Genomic DNA, 17,522 nt, shown 5'->3' on the forward strand with positions numbered 1-17,522 from the left:
AGAGAAGAAAGGAACAATGATGTCAGAACGTACCCCAAAGCAACCGCTCAACGACCCGGAGTACACGGTTCCCGAGTACAGCGTGCTACTGCCCTCTAACGAGGCAGAAAATAGCACGGCAGAGGGCGATGCCGTCTCCAGCAACGTAATTTCCGGTAATGTCGCAGACACTAGCGCGGCGGAGGATAACGCGCCCGGCGGCAGCACCTCCGAGCACGCCAGCACCCCCGAGCAAACCACTACTGGCTACCGGAAGGCGACCGCCGGCTACACTGCCGCTTCCGAGCAGGTAATTCCGGAGCGCCCGAAGGCTATGCGTAGCGTCATGTGGTGCGCTGCCGCCATTATCGTGCTGGGGCCCCTGAGTAATTTTCTGCTGCCGATTCTAAGCTGGTCATATATCGATTTTGAGACAGTGGTGAGTGTTCTCTTCTCTGCCCTGGTGGTTACCCTCATCCTCTCCGCCATCCCGATTTTTATTCTCTGGAAGATCTGGGATGGCCGCGAGTGGGCGCGCGTACTTACCATCATCTACTGCGCTCTCGCGGCTGCTAGCGGTGTGCTTATTCTTGCGGATAATTTCTCGGAGTTAAGCTCTAGAGCGGCTGCGGCGTCCAGCCTGGGGCGTGTCGCGAGCGGCATTTTTACTCTTGTTCTTTACCTCCTGATGATTGTGCTGCTGACTCGTGCTCCTATTAGGGCGTACACACAAATCGTTAGCGGGGCACGTGCGCTAGAACGCCAGCAGATGATGTCTGAGACGAGACAGGCTGCCGGTCAGGTGCCGGCGGAACTTCGAGAGATTTTCGCTGATGATGAGGATGACGAACGCACCTCATCAGGGGGAAACACCCCTCGACCCCCGCACCGTAGTGCGGGATGGGGAACGTAGAAAGGCGCAACAACGTCAGGAGTTCCGAGGCTAGCCCTCGGAATGGTGCACGTGGTTACTCGGATACCTCTGAATACGCTGAGAAAGGGTACCGCCTTCCTGGGGCGAGGCGCGCCTCCTTATATCCTTGGGGTAAGACTCTTTAACGCCCGCTCCGTGCACTGTAGCGCGGGGTGGGTGCCAGGGGAGAAAGGAACGACGATGTCAGAACGTACCCCGAAGCAGCCCTTGAATAATCCGGAGTACACGGTTCCCGAGTACAGTGTTTTGCTACCGTCCAATGAGCCTGAAAGTAGCACGGTAGAGGGTGACGGCACATCCAACAACACCGCCACCAACAACGCCGCCCCCACCGGTGCGGTAGACAATAACGCGGCAGAGGATAACGCACCCAGCAACGGCGCTCCCGAGCATGCCACTACCGGCTACCGGGACGCGACCGCCGGTTACGTTGCCGCCTCCGAACATGCGGGGCGGGTACGCCCGAAGGCTCTGCACAGTGCTAAGTGGTGCACCGCCGCGATTATTATTCTGTCGCTTTTCAGTACTATCCAATTCTTCCTGCTCTACGGTAAACCAATCGCCGGTGTGGTGACGCTACCTGAGCTTATCGTGCGTATGCTGGGGTACCCTCTCATCTTTGTTCTTATCCAGATTTTCCTCTTCTGGATGACCTGGAAAGGACACAGATGGGCGCACATACTTACCCTCATGTACAGCGCCTACGAGGTCTTGAGCCGCATGTTTGTGTATGTGGAAGATTTCCTCATAGACTCCAGCTATCTCGCCTTGTTGATGGACGAGTTGCAGTCCCGCGACTCTGCAGATTTTGCGGTCACTCTTCTCATAGATACTGCGATTGGTGTCTTCATTACTGTCCTCTACATCCGGAATATTGTGTTGCTGACCCGTCCATCTGTGTGGGCGTACACGGCTACCGGCAGAACGTCGCATAGTCAGGTGGTTGGTCAGAATCCGCCGGCACATGAGGCTAACTCCAACGAGGGCGGGAACCGCCTCAACTAGGGCGTTTGTCCCAAACGGCACCACTATCACCAAAAGGTTTAGAGCATGAAAAGGTGGGGATACCAAACGGTATCCCCACCCTTTTGCGTTAAATATCGAAATCTTCTAGCTGGTAAAACCCTTTGAGTTATCTAAAAGGTTCCAGGCTTCGTATAAAAACTCTACAAGGCCCGAAGAGCTTACCCTATACTGAAAAAGTATTATTCTCTCAGCTAACTACATCAAATAACTCTTTTAGGTAGGTTTCGCGTAAACCTACCTAAAAAAGTGGAACAACCACCGATTCACGCACCATAGTGCGAGCATACGAGAGAAAGAACGACGATGTTTAACAATACTTCCGGTGCCTCCGCGGGCACGCTGGCACCGCAGCCTAACGCCGCAGCATCGAACTTTCCGGCACCGAACTTTCCGGCACCGAACTTTGCGGCACCCGCCGCAGTGGCGCCTCAGCTTCCGGTTCCTACTGGTGCTCGCCCCGTACACGGTGCGCCTAACCCTCAGGCAACCAGCAATCTCCCCCCGCGACCCCTCGCCGTCAAGATCGTATTCATCTTCATGATAGTGTTCCTGACTACGTATCCCCAACAGCCTATTGTGGGTCTAGAGTTCACGTTTGCGTATATGTTGGCTGGTATGACGATGGGGCTTACGATGGTTCTCCCTATTGTTCTTGGAGTAGTCTCTGCCTGGTACCTCAATGAGGGTTATGAATGGGCACGAGTGGTGATTATTATCGAGGGCGCGCTACGCATGCTTTTGGACATTGTGGTTGTAGCTCTCTTTTATCACGTCTTTTTGACCGACGATTATAGTACGCAAGCGGCCAGGGTTATGTTTTTTGGCCCGTTTATGACCCTTCACGTCTTCTACGCGAAGATAGCTTTTGACTTCATCAGTCGCATCCTCATTATTGTTCTTCTCTGCCAGCCGCAGGTGGGGCGGTACATCCATATGCGTGGAGACCTGCGACGCATGGGCGTGCGCTAAACATAACTAACCGGGGCGCAACCCCGCCCGCCTCCTGATGCAGGTTTCATACGAGCCTGCCAGGTTTGAACAATTACTTAAACAATCACCGGCTCACGCATCAGCGTGGGGTACATACAAGAAAGAACAACGATGTTAAACAACGCTCCCAACCCTTCGGCTACTGGCCCGGCACTTCAGCCTAACGCCGCAACACCGAACTTTCCGGTTCCGGGCGCACCCGCTCCTTCGTACGGCATGCCGGGCTCCTACGGAGTCGTTTACGTCCCTTCGCAGCCTGTCGCTCTGCGTGCGGCGATGGGCTGCGCAATCGCTGTGATGGTATTGGGCGCCCTATCATCCCTGTACGTGATGGCCTGGCGTGGTGTGGAATTCGCTGGTCTTTCATGGATTGGCTTTACCGCTATCGGCGGGCTCGTCATCTGGCAGCTCTGGCAAGGAGCCCGCTGGGCGCACATACTGGTCATCGTTGACTGTGCGCTATACCTTGTCCTTAACCTATTGGGCTTGCTGTTGCTTCCTCTTTTGCGTCAGCTTGGTGTACCCGTCCTAGAAGTGATTGGGCTAGCAGGCGCATACCACTATGGAGATCCTAATGTCTTCTTTGTGCTGGCTCTAGGCAGGACCGCACTTGATGTTGTCTTGCATATTGCCATCATTATTCTTCTGGCTCAACCGCAGGTATTGCAGTACTTCAAAGCTCACGCGGACCTTCGAAGCATGAGCGTAAAGTAACCTCGCGGAGGTGTAGCTGGCTTCCGGGGCATCACCTCCACCGGGTTTGAGAGAACGCAAAAAGGTGGGGATACCAAACGGTATCCCCACCCTTTCTCATCCCCGGCTCAGCAGCCGAGAAGGACTCACGTATTACTCAGCAGATTCCTGCTTCGCCTTCGAACGGCCACGCAGGTACTCGATAATAACCGGCACCACTGAAACCGCCACAATAATCACAGCAATGTACTCAATGTTGTTATGCACGAACGGGATACCGCCCAGCAGCACACCCGCCAGACCAATCAAACCAATCCACGCAACCGCGCCAACAACATTCCACAGGTGGAACTTCTTACGGTCGTACGAAGAAATACCAGCCGCAAGAGACACAAAAGTACGAACAATCGGCACGAAACGACCCAGAACCAGAGCCAAACTACCGCGCTTCTGGAAGAACTCCTCGGTAGTGTGCAGGTTCTTAGTGCTCAGAATCTTCGCGTCATCCTTGAAGATCTTACGGCCGTAACGGGCACCAATCTGGTAGCCAACCTCAGCGCCAGCAATAGCAACCAGCACCAGGACCGGGAACGCAACCCACAGGGACAGGCCCATCTGCTCATGCAACATACCCAGAGCAAAAATCAGGGAGTCACCCGGAAGAACCGGGAAAAGAACACCGGACTCAATAAATACGATAATTGCCGAAACAACCAGAACCCAGGGGCCGGTATCGAGCAGGAACTGCTCAAGGTCGAGGCCCAAGAGCGCAACCGGAAGATGCGCCAAAGCGGTGGCAAGAAAAGTCATGAAAAATCCTGAACTGTGAGTGGACCGCACACACGGATCGGCGGCGGAGTAACACCAGCATAGAAAGCGTACCTATGGTGAACATTGTGCAAAACTATGCGGAGGCTGTGTATTACTGGCACAATTCTACCGGCATTTACGCCGGACGCACGGGTGAGCGAGGCGTAAATCTCCTCGCCCGCATGGCGAAACAACCTGAGGTGACGCGGCGCTCGCGTGCCTCCCCAAGAAATGACCATCCGCAGAGCCGGGCGATACCGGGTGTGACATGATGGAAAGAGAGCACGGCGCGTCGCGGCGTAGCGATTGACCCAACCACCCACCGTTGGAGAGAACCATGAACCCCCAGCAGTCAGCTTCCAGCCCCGCGGACTCCCTGCGCACCGATTCCCTGCAGGCTGACCCTCTGCACGCTGAAGCCCGCGAAGTGTTGCGCCGCCTCACCGATGTCGCTGATGCTGAGTTCCACGATGGCCAGTACGAGGCGATTCGCGCCCTCGTCGCCGACCGAGCCCGCACTGTGGTGGTGCAGCGTACCGGCTGGGGTAAGTCCGCCGTCTACTTCATCTCCTCCCTGCTGTTGCGTGCCCGCGGTATGGGCCCGGCGCTTATTGTCTCCCCACTGCTCTCCCTGATGCGTGATCAGGTTGAGGCAGCATCCCGCGCGGGGGTGCGCGCCGCAATGGTGAACTCCGCGAACGTGACCGAATGGGATGAGATCCGCACCCGCCTCGAAACTGATGAGCTCGATGTGCTGCTGGTGGGCCCCGAACGCCTCAATAACCCGGCGTTCCGCGAGCAGTGGCTGCCGTACCTGCTGCCGCGCCTGGGCCTGCTTGTTATTGATGAGGCGCACTGTATTTCTGACTGGGGCCATGATTTCCGCCCCGATTACCGCCGTATTGGTTCGCTCATTAAGTCTCTGCCGGTGGGTGTGCCGGTGCTGGCGACAACCGCGACCGCTAATGACCGCGTTAGCCGCGATATCGCTGAACAGCTCAGCACTGACACCGCCCCTGTGCACGTAATCCGCGGCCCGCTATCCCGCGAGTCCCTGCGCCTGGGTGTGCTTACCCTGCCTGATGAGGCGCAACGTATCGGCTGGCTACTCACGCACCTGAACGACCTGCCCGGATCCGGCATTATCTACACGCTGACTGTCTCTGCTGCAGAAGATACCGCAAACGCTCTGCGTGCCAGCGGCTACGAGGTTCTCGCCTACACGGGTAAAACCGACCCCGATGAGCGCCTGGTTGCGGAGCAGGCGCTCAAGGAAAACCGTGTCAAGGCTCTTGTGGCGACGAGTGCCCTCGGTATGGGTTTTGATAAGCCTGATTTGGGTTTTGTGGTGCACCTGGGCGCGCCGTCGTCTGCGGTGAGCTACTACCAGCAGATTGGTCGTGCCGGTCGAGGTGCCGTCAACGCTGATGTTTTGCTCCTGCCCGGTCGTGAAGACCGCGCCATTTGGGAGTATTTTGCGACCGCCTCCATGCCTAACGAGGAGCAGGCGCTGGCTGTTCTTGATGCGCTGGCTCAGGCCCCGGAGGGGTTGAGCATTACCGCTTTGGAGGCGCGCGTTCAACTGCGCCGCTCAACCCTGGAGCTTCTGCTGAAGGTGCTGGATGTTGAGGGCGCCGTCGTGAAGGAAGGCAACTATTGGCGTCGAACCTCTTCGCCGTGGCGGTACGATAACGCTCGCTATGCGGCGGTGGCGCAGGCACGTGTGCTGGAGCAGAACGCCATGCTCGAGTATGAATGTACTAGTCAGTGCCGCATGCTTTTCCTGGCTCAGCAGCTTGATGATGCTTCCGCTGTTGCGTGCGGTCGTTGCGATGTGTGCGCGGGCCCCTGGTACCCGGTTGAAGTTCCCGCTGAGGCGCAGCAGGCGGCACAGAGCAGCTTCAATACGGTGGGCGTGCCCCTGCAACCGCGCCGCATGTGGCCGAGCGGGCTGGACCAGCTGATGGGTGCGGATGCGCCGCGCGGTCGTTTGTCTAAGGACGAGCAGGCTGAATCCGGTTACGCTTTGGCGCGTCTGAGCGACATGGGGTACGGTACTCGTCTGCGTGAGCTTCTGGCGACGAATGAACTGGGTGAGCCGGTTGATTCTGAGGTCCCTGCCGAGCTGGGTCGCGCTTGCGTGAAGGTGCTTGCCGCTTGGGAGTGGTCTGAGGCGGGTCGTCCGGTGGCGGTGTTGACTCTGCCTTCGCCGGTGCGTCCTCGTTTGGCTCAGTCTCTGGGTAGGGGGCTTGCGTCGGTGGGTCGTCTGGTGGATTTGGGTCAGGTGTATCTGGTGGGGGAGCCTCGTTTCTTTGGCGGTAATAGCGCGTTCCGCTGTGCGGATGTACTGCGCTCGTACCGGGTACCTGCAGAGGTTCTGGACTATGTGCGTGAGCATCAGTGCCCGGTTCTACTGGTTTCTGATGTGGTGGATTCGCGGTGGGCGTTTACTGCGGTGGCTCGCGAGCTGAGGTTGGCGGGCGCTTCTGCGGTGTATCCTTTCTCTTTGGCTGCTACTCACTAGTCGCGCTCGATAATGCTTCATTTATTCCCCTGACGAGGATTTATGTCATATTCGGAATATTCAAAATTAACGGTCACTGATGGTTCCTCCGCTGTGCTCAGCGATATTCCCTCTCGCTCTGAACACAGTGAGTGGATGGCGCACGCCCTCGTTGAGGGTGCCGCCGCTGGTGAGCGTGGCGAGATTCCTATCGGCGCCGTGGTGGTGGATGAGCAGGGCATCATTATTGGTTCAGCGGGCAATACCCGCGAGCAGGAGCATGACCCCAGCGCCCATGCGGAGGTGAATGCGATTCGTCAGGCGGCGGCGCATCGTGGGCAGTGGCGCCTGGACGGTTGCACCCTGGTCGTGACCGTGGAGCCGTGCCTGATGTGTGCCGGCACGATTTTGGCGTCGCGCGTTTCGACGGTGGTTTTTGGTGCCTGGGAGGAGAAGACGGGGGCTGCTGGTAGCCGTTACGATGTGCTGCGTGACGGCAAGGTCGCTCCGGCTCCCGAGGTGTATGCGGGGGTGCGTGCTGATGAGTGCGCGCAGCTGATGGTGGACTTCTTTAAGGAACGCCGCCCCTAACCGTCACCCGTGGTGGCGCTTCAGGAACTGTTTTGTATAACGTGGAAAGCTGCGTGAGAACGCGTGGCTTTCCGCGTTATTTGTACGAAACCCCCATTTATTTGAAAAATACTTCAAAAATTTCAAAATTGGTACCCAATTTCAGGCAAAAAGCCCACTACATCACACATGTCCGGGTCTACCATATATAGGCACTGGAGCCTCCGTCTGCCCGTGACTGAAAATAGATACCCCACGCAACCTGCGGAGTGCTCCCCAAAACTCACCTGAACCGTCCTGTATTTAAAGGGGATTTATTCGTGCTTCGCGTTGACAATATTTGGGCTAAGGGGCGTCACCACGCCCTTTTTGGTCGTACCTCTTTTTCTGTAAATCAGGGCGAGGTCATCATTATTCAGGCGGATAGCCAGATGGAACGTACCTCGCTGGGTTTGGCTCTTACCGGCCGTTTGCCTCTGTCGGGTGGCGAGATTTTTTGGAGCGATGGTGATGCGGAGCCGCAGCCGATTTCGATGAAGAAGCTGCGTCGTATCAGTGACATTGTTGATTCTCCCGATGTGACTGCCCCGGAGCAGCACATGCGTGTGCACGATTACGTGTCTGAGATGCTCTCCTATAATCTGCCGGTTTTTGGTCGTTCCCGTGCGAGCCGCTGGCTGAAGGAACGCGGTCTTGAGGACCTGGACGGCCTGTGGATGGATGAGCTTGATGGTGAGATGAACATTGAGTTGATGGCGGCTTTGGCGCAGGCGAGTCCTTCGGACCTGCTGGTTTTTGATACGCCCTCCCGTCATTTGAACCACACCTATATGTGGCTTCCTTACCTGGAGGAGCTTGCCACTGACGAGGATCGCCCTCGCACTGTGGTGGCGATTGTTCCGCATATTTCGGAGTCCTGGCAGGGCGCCCGTGCTGTGGTGGGTAGTGTTCACATGGATCAGGACGGCGAGTTTGAGCCGGCTGAGGAGCCTGTAGAAGAGCTGACTGAGACGGAAGAGCTGACTGCGGCAGAGGAACTAACCCAGACCGAGCCTGTGATTGACGTGCGTGAGGTTGAGGAAATCCCCTCGGCCTCTTCGATTTCCCTCACCCCCGCGGCATCCGGCACTTCCGGAGCCGCTCAGACCACTGACCATAAGACTGATAACCAGAAGACCGGCAACCAGAAGACTGTTGCCCAGAAGACCGCTGAGAAGGAGTAAGAATGACTGTTCTGCGTGTGGCTCTTGTTGAGCTTAAGCGCCTGACCAGCGGTGTTTTGCCGGTTCTGGTGCTTCTTGCTATGTCTTGCATCCCGCTGCTGTACGGCGCCCTGTACCTGTACGGTAACTGGGATGCTTACGGCAATGTGAATGGCATTGTGGGTGCTCTCGTGGTTGAGGATGAGGGCGCGACGGATTCCGAAGGTAAGCAGGTGAATACCGGTGCTGACGTGAAGAAGAATCTTCTGGATGCTGGCACGTTTGATTGGCGTCAGGTGCAGACTCGTACTGAGGCTGTCGAGGGTGTGGAGAACGGCACCTATGACTTTGCGATGGTGATTCCGAAGGATTTCTCGCGTAATTTGCAGAGTGCCGGTTCGTTTAAGCCTGATGCTGACGGTAAGACGGGCCCTATTGATGCGCGTTCGGCGGGTATCGAGGTCATTACGAATGACGCGAATAACTATGTGCTGACGAATATTGTCACGAAGGCGGGCACTGCGGTGCGTGATTCGGTGGCTGAGAAGGTCGGTAATTCGACGGCTAATTCGCTGTTGGCTAGCTTCACGACGATTCATTCGAAGATGGATGAGGCTGCTGATGGTGCGTCGAAGGTGAATAACGGTACGGTGAAGCTGGCGGACGCTATCACTCAGCTGAAGGACGGTACCGCCACGGTGAATGATGGTGCCGTGAAGCTGAAGGATGGTACCTCCTCTCTGGCTGATGGTCAGTCGCAGTTGTTGGATGGTCAGAAGCAGTTGGCTGAGGGGGCCGCGAAGCTTGCTGATGGTGTGTCGACTTTGGATTCTGGTGCGGCGAAGCTGGATTCTGGTGCCGCGAAGCTTGCCGATGGTGCTTCGAGTTTGAAGGATGGTTCGTCGACTTTGGCTTCGGCTGCGGCGTCTGCTTCTGATGGTGCGTCGAAGCTGAAGGATGGTTCGGCGACTCTGGCTGAGGGTACCGCGAGCTTGAAGAGTGGTTCGGCTTCGGTGGCGAAGGGTGCTAATGATTTGGCGTCTGGTATCCATCAGTTGCGTGAAGGTATGGATCAGGCGGGTATTCGTGAGTTGCCGGCCGAGTTGAACGCGATGTGCATGCGCCTGCATGAGACGGATACTTCTGCTGGTAGCGGCGATTTTGGTCGTGACTTGTCGAATACTGTGGTGTCTGCGAGTGCGCAGAAGGTGCGTGCTCGGGTGACTCCGCTGGTTGAGGCGGGTACGTTGACTCAGGAGCAGGCTGATCAGCTGGTCGCTGCTGTTGATTCTGAGGAGACGAAGAATGAGGTTGCTGAGCTGAATCAGAAGGCTCTGCAGTCGCATCTGGCTACTCGTGATGCTGCCGCTGCTGATGCTCTGTCGAAGTTGCGCGCGTTGAAGTCGAGCCATTGTGTTTCTGATGGTTCGTCGTCGACTGCGGTGAAGATTCAGACTTTGGTGACTGGCGTGGATTCGCTGGATTCCGGTGCGTCTTCGCTTGCCAAGGGCGCTTCGTCGGTGGCTGATGGTGCCGCTCGTGTGGATGCTGGCGCGTCCTCGTTGGCGTCGGGTTCGGCGACCCTGGCTGATGGTAATTCCAAGATCGCTTCGGGTGCTTCGAGCCTTGCGAGTGGTTCTGCGACTCTGTCGGGTGGTGCTTCTGAGCTGAAGGAGGGTACTGATTCTTTGAAGAGCGGTACCGCCGAGCTGAAGGATGGTAGCGGTACTTTGGCGGAGAAGGAGCAGTCTGCGGTTGAGGGTCAGCAGAAGCTGGCTGATGGCGCGAATGAGCTGAAGGATGGTGCGTCGAAGCTTTCTGACGGCACGGCGAAGCTGTCTGATGGTTCGACTCAGCTGAATGATGGTGCTTCCGAGTTGAAGGATGGCACTTCGTCGCTGGAGAGCGGTCTGGCTTCTGGTGCTAAGCAGGTTCCGAGCCTTGCGCCGACTGAACAGGCGAAGGTTGCGGATACGATGTCGAACCCTGTGACTTTGTCGCATGAGTCGCTGGCATCGGCTCGTAACTATGGTGAGGGCATGGGCCCGTTCTTCATGTGTCTGGCGCTGTGGATTGGCGGCCTGATGCTGGTTCAGACGCTGCGTGTGATGAATAACCGTGCGTTGGCTTCGCATGCTCCGTCGATTCGTGTGATGCTCGGTAGCTGGATGCCGTTCGGCCTGGTGGGTATTGCTCAGGCGACTTTGATGTTCGCTGCGATTAAGTTCGGTTTGGGCTTTGAGATGGCTCATCCGTGGCTGGTGTGGCTGTTCCTCTGCTATGTGGCTCTGGTCTTTACCGGTTTCATTCATGGTCTGACGGTGATCTTGGGTGCTCCGGGCAAGCTGGTTGCTTTGGTCATTCTGATTCTGCAGCTGATTACTGCGGGCGGCACGATGCCCTATGAGACTCTGCCTGAGTCGATTCGTTGGATGCATGATTTCTTCCCGATGAGTTATGCGGTGGCGGGTACGCGTCGTTTGGCGTATGGCATTAATGAGTCGAGCCTGTGGGGCATCATGCTGGTGTTGACCCTGTGGGGTTTGGCTGGTTTGGTGTTGGGTTACATTGGCACGCGTCGTGATCGTACGTGGTCGTTGAAGAAGCTTGCACCGGAGATTGAGGTTTAGGCGCCCTGCCGGCTAGCACCGGGGAAAACTGTCTAATAAAATAGAGGTATATCTGCAAAAAGGGAGGGAGGACTTCTGATGTTGCAGCGCCCTGTCGCTGAAGCTGCAAGTCGTCGTCCCGGCCGTACTGGTAAAACTCAGTTGAAGTTGTTCAACGCTGCCATGGATATCATGACCCAGAAGGGGCTTGAGTACGCCACTGTTGAAGAGGTGGCTGCCCGGGCGGGTGTTTCTAAGGGAACCGTGTATTACAACTTTGGTTCTAAGAAGACCATGGTGGATCAGCTGGTCCAGTACGGCACGCAGTTGCTGCTGAGCGATGCGCGTCGCGCGGCGTCGGTTCATTCTGATCCGCGTGAGGCGTTGCGGAGTGCTATTCGTGCCGCGTTCCAGTATCTTGAGGACCGTCCGGGTTTTACTCGGATGTGGCTTTCGGAGGCGTGGAAGGGTGCGGATGGTTGGACTGAGGCGATGAGCGATAACCGTCTGAATCTTCTGGATTTTTTGGAGGAGATGACGGAGGCTGTGGCTCGCCGCTATACGGTTGATACCGCTCAGAATCCTCGTGCGATTGCGATCTCTATGTTCGGCGCGATTTACATGTTTGCTATGGATCGTGAAGTGCATCAGGCGGAGCGCAATGCTGAGGATGCAACGCGTGCTGTCATGCTGGTTGTAGATGGGTATATCCGTCATTAGGCGGGCCTGTTGGGGTCTGTAGACGTAGCCGGGACTTCGGTGTCGGGTGTCGAAAAGGGCACGGTGAAAAGGGGCCGTGAAGAGGGCGACACCCGGCTGCCGCACGTGGTTTTTCTTGCTCTCCTGTTGGGGGTGTGCTATAGTATTCCACTGTTGGTGGTGTGTCCGAGCGGCCGAAGGTGCATCACTCGAAATGATGTTTGGTGTAAAAGCCAACGGGGGTTCAAATCCCTCCACCACCGCACCAACGAAAACCCGTCGAGATTCGTCTCGGCGGGTTTTTGCATGCCCGGATTGTTCTGGGGTGGTGCTGGCGGGTGCGTTAGTGGGTGTTTGTGCGGGGGTACTTCGCCTAGTTTTATAGGTTGTGTGCCACTTCCGGGGCTTTGCCGGTGCTTGCTGATTCGGGGGTGGGTAAAATCGTCTTATGCGTATTAAGATTCTTGACCACCCGCTGGTCTCTCACAAGATTAGTGTTCTGCGTGATAAGAACACCCCGTCCCCGATTTTCCGTCAGCTGGTTGATGAGCTGGTGACCCTTCTTGCCTATGAGGCAACTCGCGAGATTCGTGTGGAAGAGGTTGAGGTTGTGACTCCGGTGGCGACTACTACCGGTGTCCGTATTGCTGATCCTAAGCCGCTGGTTGTTCCGATTCTGCGTGCTGGTCTGGGCATGCTTGAGGGTATGACTCGCATGGTGCCGACCGCTGAGGTGGGTTTCCTGGGTATGGCTCGTAATGAGGAGACCCTGGATATTGTGACTTATGCTGAGCGTCTGCCGGAGGATCTGACTGGTCGTCAGGTGTACCTGCTGGATCCGATGCTGGCTACCGGTGGCACTCTGATTGAGGCTATTAAGTTCCTGCGTGAGCGTGGTGCTGAGTCTGTGACTTGCGTGTGCCTGATTGCTGCTCCTGAGGGCATTGCTGCTCTGGAGAAGGGCATTGAGGGTATGGAGAATGTTGACCTGTTCCTGGCTGCTCGTGATGAGCGTCTGAACGAGAAGGCGTACATTATTCCGGGTCTGGGCGATGCTGGTGACCGCCTGTACGGTCTGGCTGAGTAGTTTTCAGCGTTATTCACGTGATGTGAGTGGGGCGCCTCTGCATATGTTTAAGCATGTGCGGGGGCGCTTTGTTGTGTCTGCTGGAGGCCGTGTGCAGGTCATATGGTGTGGTGTTGGGGGATGTATGTCTAACGGTCTGCTGTCTTGGGTGTTTATGGTGTTGTTGGGCGCTTGTGTGGGTTTATGAAACACCCTTGATAATATGTGATGAGGAACACTATAGTGCTTTGAGGGGCTCAAAATATATTGAGCATATTCACAGCTTCACATGAAAATACAGGGAGAAACCAGTAAATAAAAGAAGCTATGAATATTTATAAGGGAAAAAATACTGAAAGCTTCAGGTAGTCCCTGAAACCCTAAAACATGAGAGGGGGCATTGTACTCCTCTCGCCCATAAAGATGAATCCACTATGCTGAATCCGCTTGATTTATCCGTCAAATAGGAGAAATATTAAGTAAGAGGATTGAAGCTCGAACAGGTATTGGGGACTGTTTGACTCGGCGTCACTTCCGGCGCACCCCACACTACGTACGACAGGGATCCCGTACACAGACTTTGAGAGAAGGTTGAATCATGTCAGGCGCTGTACCTGGATATGTGCACATCTCCCAGCGCGGCCGCGCCGCTAAGCGCCAGGTCGTGCAGCCTCAGCGTCCCGTTGCGCAGGCTGCAACGTTGCGTCCGATGACTTTCTCAGCCGGTGACCCTGCCCATAAGCAGGCTCAGGAAAATGAGGCACGCGGCTTTGTGCTCTATGTTGGTTTGAACGAGGAACTTGCTGCAGCGAACGGCACCTCCCTGGTGCGTATCGTTCAGGATTTGCGCACTTATGCACACCACCTGGCTCCCGAGTCGGAGTCGTACGCCGCTGTGGCGTTGGCTCCGGTGAACGCTGAGGGTAGCGACCTTGAGGTAGTACGTAATGCACTCGGCGATCCGACCGCAATGTATATGCACCCGGAGGCGCATGTCGCCCGCGAAGCAGAGACCACGAATAGCCACTCTTCGGGTGTGCTGATTGATTTGGCACGCCGCGAGGTGTTCCTGGACGGTGAGCCGCTCATGCTGACCTTCAAGGAATTCGAGCTGCTGGCACACCTGGTGGAGAATTCTTCCCGCACCGTGGGTCGTGAGGAGCTGCTGAAGGCGCTGTGGAGCTCCGGTGACGAGCATCCGCATGAGCGTACAATTGACGTGCATATTCGTCGTCTGCGTTCGAAGCTGGGCCGCCTCTCTGGTACCGTGCGTACGGTGCGCGGTCAGGGTTACCGCTTCTTTGAGCACCCCGAGGTTGTTGTCTGGGCTGCTCCGGAATACTCGATTTAGCGTGTACAGAATTTAGCTTCTGTAGAGTGCACCCCGGTGTGCTGGCGTCATGCCGGTGCGCCGGGGTTTACTTGTGCCCGCCTGGGGGTGTTAGTGTGCGTGCTGTGGCGGCGTGCGGCACGATCCGGCGCCCTCTAGATAGAATGGGTGTATGGCTGAAAATTCTTCCAACACTGCATCTGGCTCGCACCGCAGCGGGGTCAAGCGTCTGATTATTATGCGCCATGCGGAGGCTGATTGGGGTCTGAATGATTTTGATCGTCCGCTGACGAAGCGCGGCCATGAGCAGGCTGCCGCTGCTGGCGCCTGGCTGGCGGCTCGCGGTTATATTCCGGAGCAGATTATGTCGTCATCGGCTTTGCGTACTCGTCAGACGACGACTTGGGTTTCGGATGGTTTGGGGGCGAAGGCGCCTACTGCTCATCTGGATGAGGGGCTGTATGAGGTGTCTGCGTCCCGCATTATTGCGCGCATTAACAGCGTTTCGGAGAATGTTCATTCTCTGATGGTGGTGTCGCATCTGCCCGGTGTGCAGGATGCCGCGCAGCATTTGATGAGCCCTGATTCTGACCCGAATGCGTCCATGGATGTGTATTACGGTTTCCCGCCCTCTTCTATTGCGGTGTTTGAGGTGCCGGGGGAGTGGGCTCTGCTTGATGGTGCGGATGCGCGCCTCGTGGACTTCAAGAGCTTCTAGACCAGGAGTTTCTAGACCAGGATTTTCTAGGCTTTGTACCTGGAAGAAATGGGTAAAGCAAAAGCCCCGTACCAGCCGGTACGGGGCTTTTTGTGGCGGAGACGGGGGGATTTGAACCCCCGGTCGAGTTTAACCCCGACCCTTCATTAGCAGTGAAGTCCATTCGGCCGCTCTGGCACGTCTCCACGGTGCGCTCGTGAGCGCATCCCTATAAGAATATAGGCTGTTTTGCGCTTGGTCAATTCGGCCCGTGCTTTGGAGATATCTCTGAGTATGTGTTGCTTTATAGGGCGGATTATGGATTGTGCGCTTTGAGGCTCATATACATTTTCGATAGACTGCTACTGTCCAACCGATAAATAGAGGGCGTCTCTGGCGTGTGATTTTTCCATGCAGCGTTGCCAGAGTCGTCTTATTTACTCAACGAAATGAGAAATCATGTCTGAAAACCCCAACAACCCCCAGCCCCAGTTCAACCAGGACCCCCAGTTTAGCCAGCAGGCACCCCAGTTCAATCAGCAGGTTCCTTACGGTGTGCCCGTTCAGACCCCTGAGCAGCAGGCTCAGGCGAAGAAGGCAAAGACCCTGTCGATTGTCTCTCTGGTGAGCGGTATTGTGAGCTTCTTTGTCCTCGGTTTCATCCTTGGTGCTGTAGCTATTGCGACCGGCCGCCTGGCTATGAATAACCCCGAGCTGAAGAACCGCGGTATGGCTATTGCCGGTACTGTTCTGGGTGTCGTCAGTATTATTTTGCTGGTCGCTCTGAAGATTTTTGTAAAGCAGTAAGATTGAAGCTACCTGCAGTAGCCTCATGATTTGAAGAAGCCCGCGAGCGCCCCGTGTGTTCGCGGGCTTCTGTGCGCCTCATCAGTTTTCTGGTCAGTGCATATATGCTGCGGATAGCTCCAGAATGACGAATCCGTTTGTGCCCACCTCAGCGATAGGTTAGGGTGAGTAAGGTTCAATACACACCATTCACACGAAAGAGGGACCACATGTCTCAGAACCCGCAGGACTCTAACTCCTACGACTACAACCCGGAATACGGCAACCTGAACGAGCAGAACGCTCAGAACGGTCAGCAGCAGTACCAGCAGCCTGGTCAGTACGGTCAGCCCATGATGGTGCCCGTCGGCATTGTTCAGAAGACCCCCGAGCAGCTTGCTGGCGAGAAGGCTGGTCAGACCTCCATGGTGCTCGGCATTATTGGTCTGATCTGCAACTTCTTTGTTAGCTGGTGGCTGTTCGGTCTGCCCTCGCTGATCATGGGTGTTATCGGCATTATGAAGGCTAATGAGGCTGAGCGTTTTGGCACTGCAGCTTCGGGTGGTCGCATCATGGGCTGGATTAACGCAGCTTTTGGTGGCCTATTCTTGGTTGTAATCGGTGGTTTCCTGCTGCTGGGTCTTATCGGCGCGGCAGGTGCTGCTTCTTCCTCTTCCAACCACTTTACTGAGCTGGTCAGCACCCTGGCACTCTTCTAAAAGGTCTCGCCCTCCTAGAGGGTACATAAAAGCCCCGTTTCTCGTATTGAGGAGCGGGGCTTTCGCGTACCAGCTGGCACTCTACTGCCCTCTTAAAATGTATTGCGCGGGTTTGTGCGACAGATGTAGTTGTACCCGTTTCGGTGATAGGTTAGGGTGAATACTGTTTAACACACACCAGCCGTACGAAAGTGAGATGCCATGTCTCAGAATCCTCGGGGTTCAGACCCCTACGACTACAACCCGGACTACAACCGTCTGAACGAGCAGTACAACCAGAACGGCCAGTACGGGCAGAACACTCAGTACGGTCAGTATGGCCAATACGGTCAGTACGGGCAGAGCTCCTACGATCAGTATTCTTATGACCAGTACGGTCAGAATTCGTACGGCCAAGACTCGTATGGTCAGAATCAGTACGACCCGTACGGTCAGCAGTACCAGCAGCCCGGCCAGTACGGTCAGCCCATGATGGTTCCTATTGGCATTGTTCAGAAGACCCCCGAGCAGCTTGCCGGTGAGAAGGCTGCTCAGACTTCCACGGTGCTGGGTATTATCAGCTTGGCGTGTATAGTGACTCTCAGCTGGTGGCTGTTTGGTCTGCCTTCCCTGATTCTGGGTGTTATCGGTATTTTCAAGGCGAACGAGGCAGAACGTTTTGGCGCGGCTGCTTCGGCTGGGCGTATCTTGAACTGGATTAGCGTAGTCATTGGTGGCATGTTCCTGGTGCTTTTTGGTGGCGGTATGCTGCTGGCGATTATGCTGGCTCTTTCTGATTCTGCCGCAAATTCTAGGCTCGTGGAGACTGCGCAGATGCTGGTACTTTTCTAAACACTTTCACCCTCATTGGAGGGTACGCAAAAGCCCCGTTCCTCACGTTTGAACTGCCTCCCGTTTCTTGGACAACAA

At 56.0% G+C, this 17,522-nt stretch carries 16 protein-coding genes and 2 tRNA genes; 16 read left to right on the top strand and 2 right to left on the bottom strand.

Annotated features, from left to right (window positions below; genetic code table 11):
- Window positions 1-19: 19 nt before the first annotated feature.
- The 4 genes from HMPREF2765_RS07165 to HMPREF2765_RS07180 all read left to right on the top strand — a co-directional run bounded on the left by HMPREF2765_RS07165 (window position 20) and on the right by HMPREF2765_RS07180 (window position 3,643).
- Window positions 20-892, top strand: a complete 873-nt coding sequence (locus tag HMPREF2765_RS07165) for a multidrug ABC transporter permease (RefSeq protein WP_070604996.1) — start codon at window positions 20-22, stop codon at window positions 890-892.
- Between the two features lie 201 nt (window positions 893-1,093).
- The gene (locus tag HMPREF2765_RS07170) at window positions 1,094-1,918 is read left to right on the top strand and encodes a hypothetical protein (protein WP_246824939.1); all 825 of its coding nucleotides are present in this window, start codon (window positions 1,094-1,096) and stop codon (window positions 1,916-1,918) included.
- Window positions 1,919-2,242: 324 nt separating this feature from the next.
- On the top strand, window positions 2,243-2,908 hold the full coding sequence (locus tag HMPREF2765_RS07175) for a hypothetical protein (protein WP_070605001.1): 666 nt from the start codon (window positions 2,243-2,245) through the stop codon (window positions 2,906-2,908).
- Between the two features lie 132 nt (window positions 2,909-3,040).
- Window positions 3,041-3,643: a hypothetical protein gene (locus HMPREF2765_RS07180; protein WP_049363565.1), complete on the top strand. Its 603-nt coding sequence runs from the start codon at window positions 3,041-3,043 to the stop codon at window positions 3,641-3,643.
- Window positions 3,644-3,775: 132 nt separating this feature from the next.
- On the opposite strand, the gene HMPREF2765_RS07185 is transcribed toward HMPREF2765_RS07180, so the two are convergent.
- Entirely contained in the window at window positions 3,776-4,432 is a 657-nt protein-coding gene (locus HMPREF2765_RS07185; protein WP_005504410.1) for a DedA family protein, read from the bottom strand.
- Window positions 4,433-4,769: 337 nt separating this feature from the next.
- On the opposite strand from HMPREF2765_RS07185, the gene HMPREF2765_RS07190 reads away from it, so the two are divergent.
- The 9 genes from HMPREF2765_RS07190 to HMPREF2765_RS07230 all read left to right on the top strand — a co-directional run bounded on the left by HMPREF2765_RS07190 (window position 4,770) and on the right by HMPREF2765_RS07230 (window position 15,129).
- On the top strand, window positions 4,770-6,956 hold the full coding sequence (locus HMPREF2765_RS07190; RefSeq protein ID WP_049360857.1) for a RecQ family ATP-dependent DNA helicase: 2,187 nt from the start codon (window positions 4,770-4,772) through the stop codon (window positions 6,954-6,956).
- Between the two features lie 42 nt (window positions 6,957-6,998).
- A complete protein-coding gene (locus HMPREF2765_RS07195) occupies window positions 6,999-7,526 on the top strand; it encodes a nucleoside deaminase (protein ID WP_049340406.1) in 528 nt (175 codons plus the stop codon).
- 299 nt (window positions 7,527-7,825) lie between these two features.
- On the top strand, window positions 7,826-8,728 hold the full coding sequence (locus tag HMPREF2765_RS07200) for a P-loop NTPase family protein (protein ID WP_239668368.1): 903 nt from the start codon (window positions 7,826-7,828) through the stop codon (window positions 8,726-8,728).
- Between the two features lie 2 nt (window positions 8,729-8,730).
- On the top strand, window positions 8,731-11,337 hold the full coding sequence (locus HMPREF2765_RS07205; protein WP_070605004.1) for a YhgE/Pip domain-containing protein: 2,607 nt from the start codon (window positions 8,731-8,733) through the stop codon (window positions 11,335-11,337).
- A 78-nt stretch (window positions 11,338-11,415) separates the two neighbouring features.
- Window positions 11,416-12,036 carry a TetR/AcrR family transcriptional regulator gene (locus tag HMPREF2765_RS07210; RefSeq protein ID WP_070605007.1) on the top strand — a complete coding sequence of 207 codons (621 nt, stop codon included), beginning with the start codon at window positions 11,416-11,418 and terminating at the stop codon, window positions 12,034-12,036.
- A gap of 155 nt (window positions 12,037-12,191) precedes the next feature.
- A tRNA-Ser gene (locus tag HMPREF2765_RS07215) sits at window positions 12,192-12,278 on the top strand.
- A gap of 185 nt (window positions 12,279-12,463) precedes the next feature.
- The gene (gene upp, locus HMPREF2765_RS07220; protein WP_005504417.1) at window positions 12,464-13,102 is read left to right on the top strand and encodes a uracil phosphoribosyltransferase; all 639 of its coding nucleotides are present in this window, start codon (window positions 12,464-12,466) and stop codon (window positions 13,100-13,102) included.
- 577 nt (window positions 13,103-13,679) lie between these two features.
- Window positions 13,680-14,432, top strand: coding sequence for a winged helix-turn-helix domain-containing protein (locus tag HMPREF2765_RS07225; protein WP_005504418.1), 753 nt, complete (start codon window positions 13,680-13,682; stop codon window positions 14,430-14,432).
- Window positions 14,433-14,583: 151 nt separating this feature from the next.
- The gene (locus tag HMPREF2765_RS07230) at window positions 14,584-15,129 is read left to right on the top strand and encodes a SixA phosphatase family protein (RefSeq protein ID WP_049349918.1); all 546 of its coding nucleotides are present in this window, start codon (window positions 14,584-14,586) and stop codon (window positions 15,127-15,129) included.
- 93 nt (window positions 15,130-15,222) lie between these two features.
- On the opposite strand, the gene HMPREF2765_RS07235 is transcribed toward HMPREF2765_RS07230, so the two are convergent.
- Window positions 15,223-15,314: transfer RNA gene (locus HMPREF2765_RS07235), tRNA-Ser, on the bottom strand.
- A gap of 253 nt (window positions 15,315-15,567) precedes the next feature.
- Here HMPREF2765_RS07235 and HMPREF2765_RS07240 point away from each other — a divergent pair.
- The 3 genes from HMPREF2765_RS07240 to HMPREF2765_RS07250 all read left to right on the top strand — a co-directional run bounded on the left by HMPREF2765_RS07240 (window position 15,568) and on the right by HMPREF2765_RS07250 (window position 17,444).
- Window positions 15,568-15,915 carry a DUF4190 domain-containing protein gene (locus HMPREF2765_RS07240; RefSeq protein ID WP_049346009.1) on the top strand — a complete coding sequence of 116 codons (348 nt, stop codon included), beginning with the start codon at window positions 15,568-15,570 and terminating at the stop codon, window positions 15,913-15,915.
- A 209-nt stretch (window positions 15,916-16,124) separates the two neighbouring features.
- Window positions 16,125-16,613 (top strand): hypothetical protein, encoded by a 489-nt coding sequence (locus HMPREF2765_RS07245; protein WP_005504421.1) that lies wholly within the window; start codon window positions 16,125-16,127, stop codon window positions 16,611-16,613.
- Between the two features lie 201 nt (window positions 16,614-16,814).
- Window positions 16,815-17,444, top strand: a complete 630-nt coding sequence (locus HMPREF2765_RS07250) for a polyprenyltransferase (protein ID WP_049346007.1) — start codon at window positions 16,815-16,817, stop codon at window positions 17,442-17,444.
- The last annotated feature ends 78 nt before the right edge of the window (window positions 17,445-17,522 follow it).

It is taken from the genome of Rothia sp. HMSC062H08 (assembly GCF_001810775.1).
Lineage (GTDB): Bacteria > Actinomycetota > Actinomycetes > Actinomycetales > Micrococcaceae > Rothia.

What these genes read in the sequence shown, in the direction of transcription:
- HMPREF2765_RS07165 (WP_070604996.1), top strand. Translation starts at nt 20, where the DNA reads ATGTCAGAACGTACCCCAAAGCAACCGCTCAACGACCCGGAGTACACG.
- HMPREF2765_RS07170 (WP_246824939.1), top strand. Translation starts at nt 1,094, where the DNA reads ATGTCAGAACGTACCCCGAAGCAGCCCTTGAATAATCCGGAGTACACG.
- HMPREF2765_RS07175 (WP_070605001.1), top strand. Translation starts at nt 2,243, where the DNA reads ATGTTTAACAATACTTCCGGTGCCTCCGCGGGCACGCTGGCACCGCAG.
- HMPREF2765_RS07180 (WP_049363565.1), top strand. Translation starts at nt 3,041, where the DNA reads ATGTTAAACAACGCTCCCAACCCTTCGGCTACTGGCCCGGCACTTCAG.
- HMPREF2765_RS07185 (WP_005504410.1), bottom strand. Translation starts at nt 4,432, where the DNA reads ATGACTTTTCTTGCCACCGCTTTGGCGCATCTTCCGGTTGCGCTCTTG.
- HMPREF2765_RS07190 (WP_049360857.1), top strand. Translation starts at nt 4,770, where the DNA reads ATGAACCCCCAGCAGTCAGCTTCCAGCCCCGCGGACTCCCTGCGCACC.
- HMPREF2765_RS07195 (WP_049340406.1), top strand. Translation starts at nt 6,999, where the DNA reads ATGTCATATTCGGAATATTCAAAATTAACGGTCACTGATGGTTCCTCC.
- HMPREF2765_RS07205 (WP_070605004.1), top strand. Translation starts at nt 8,731, where the DNA reads ATGACTGTTCTGCGTGTGGCTCTTGTTGAGCTTAAGCGCCTGACCAGC.
- HMPREF2765_RS07210 (WP_070605007.1), top strand. Translation starts at nt 11,416, where the DNA reads ATGTTGCAGCGCCCTGTCGCTGAAGCTGCAAGTCGTCGTCCCGGCCGT.
- upp (WP_005504417.1), top strand. Translation starts at nt 12,464, where the DNA reads ATGCGTATTAAGATTCTTGACCACCCGCTGGTCTCTCACAAGATTAGT.
- HMPREF2765_RS07225 (WP_005504418.1), top strand. Translation starts at nt 13,680, where the DNA reads ATGTCAGGCGCTGTACCTGGATATGTGCACATCTCCCAGCGCGGCCGC.
- HMPREF2765_RS07230 (WP_049349918.1), top strand. Translation starts at nt 14,584, where the DNA reads ATGGCTGAAAATTCTTCCAACACTGCATCTGGCTCGCACCGCAGCGGG.
- HMPREF2765_RS07240 (WP_049346009.1), top strand. Translation starts at nt 15,568, where the DNA reads ATGTCTGAAAACCCCAACAACCCCCAGCCCCAGTTCAACCAGGACCCC.
- HMPREF2765_RS07245 (WP_005504421.1), top strand. Translation starts at nt 16,125, where the DNA reads ATGTCTCAGAACCCGCAGGACTCTAACTCCTACGACTACAACCCGGAA.
- HMPREF2765_RS07250 (WP_049346007.1), top strand. Translation starts at nt 16,815, where the DNA reads ATGTCTCAGAATCCTCGGGGTTCAGACCCCTACGACTACAACCCGGAC.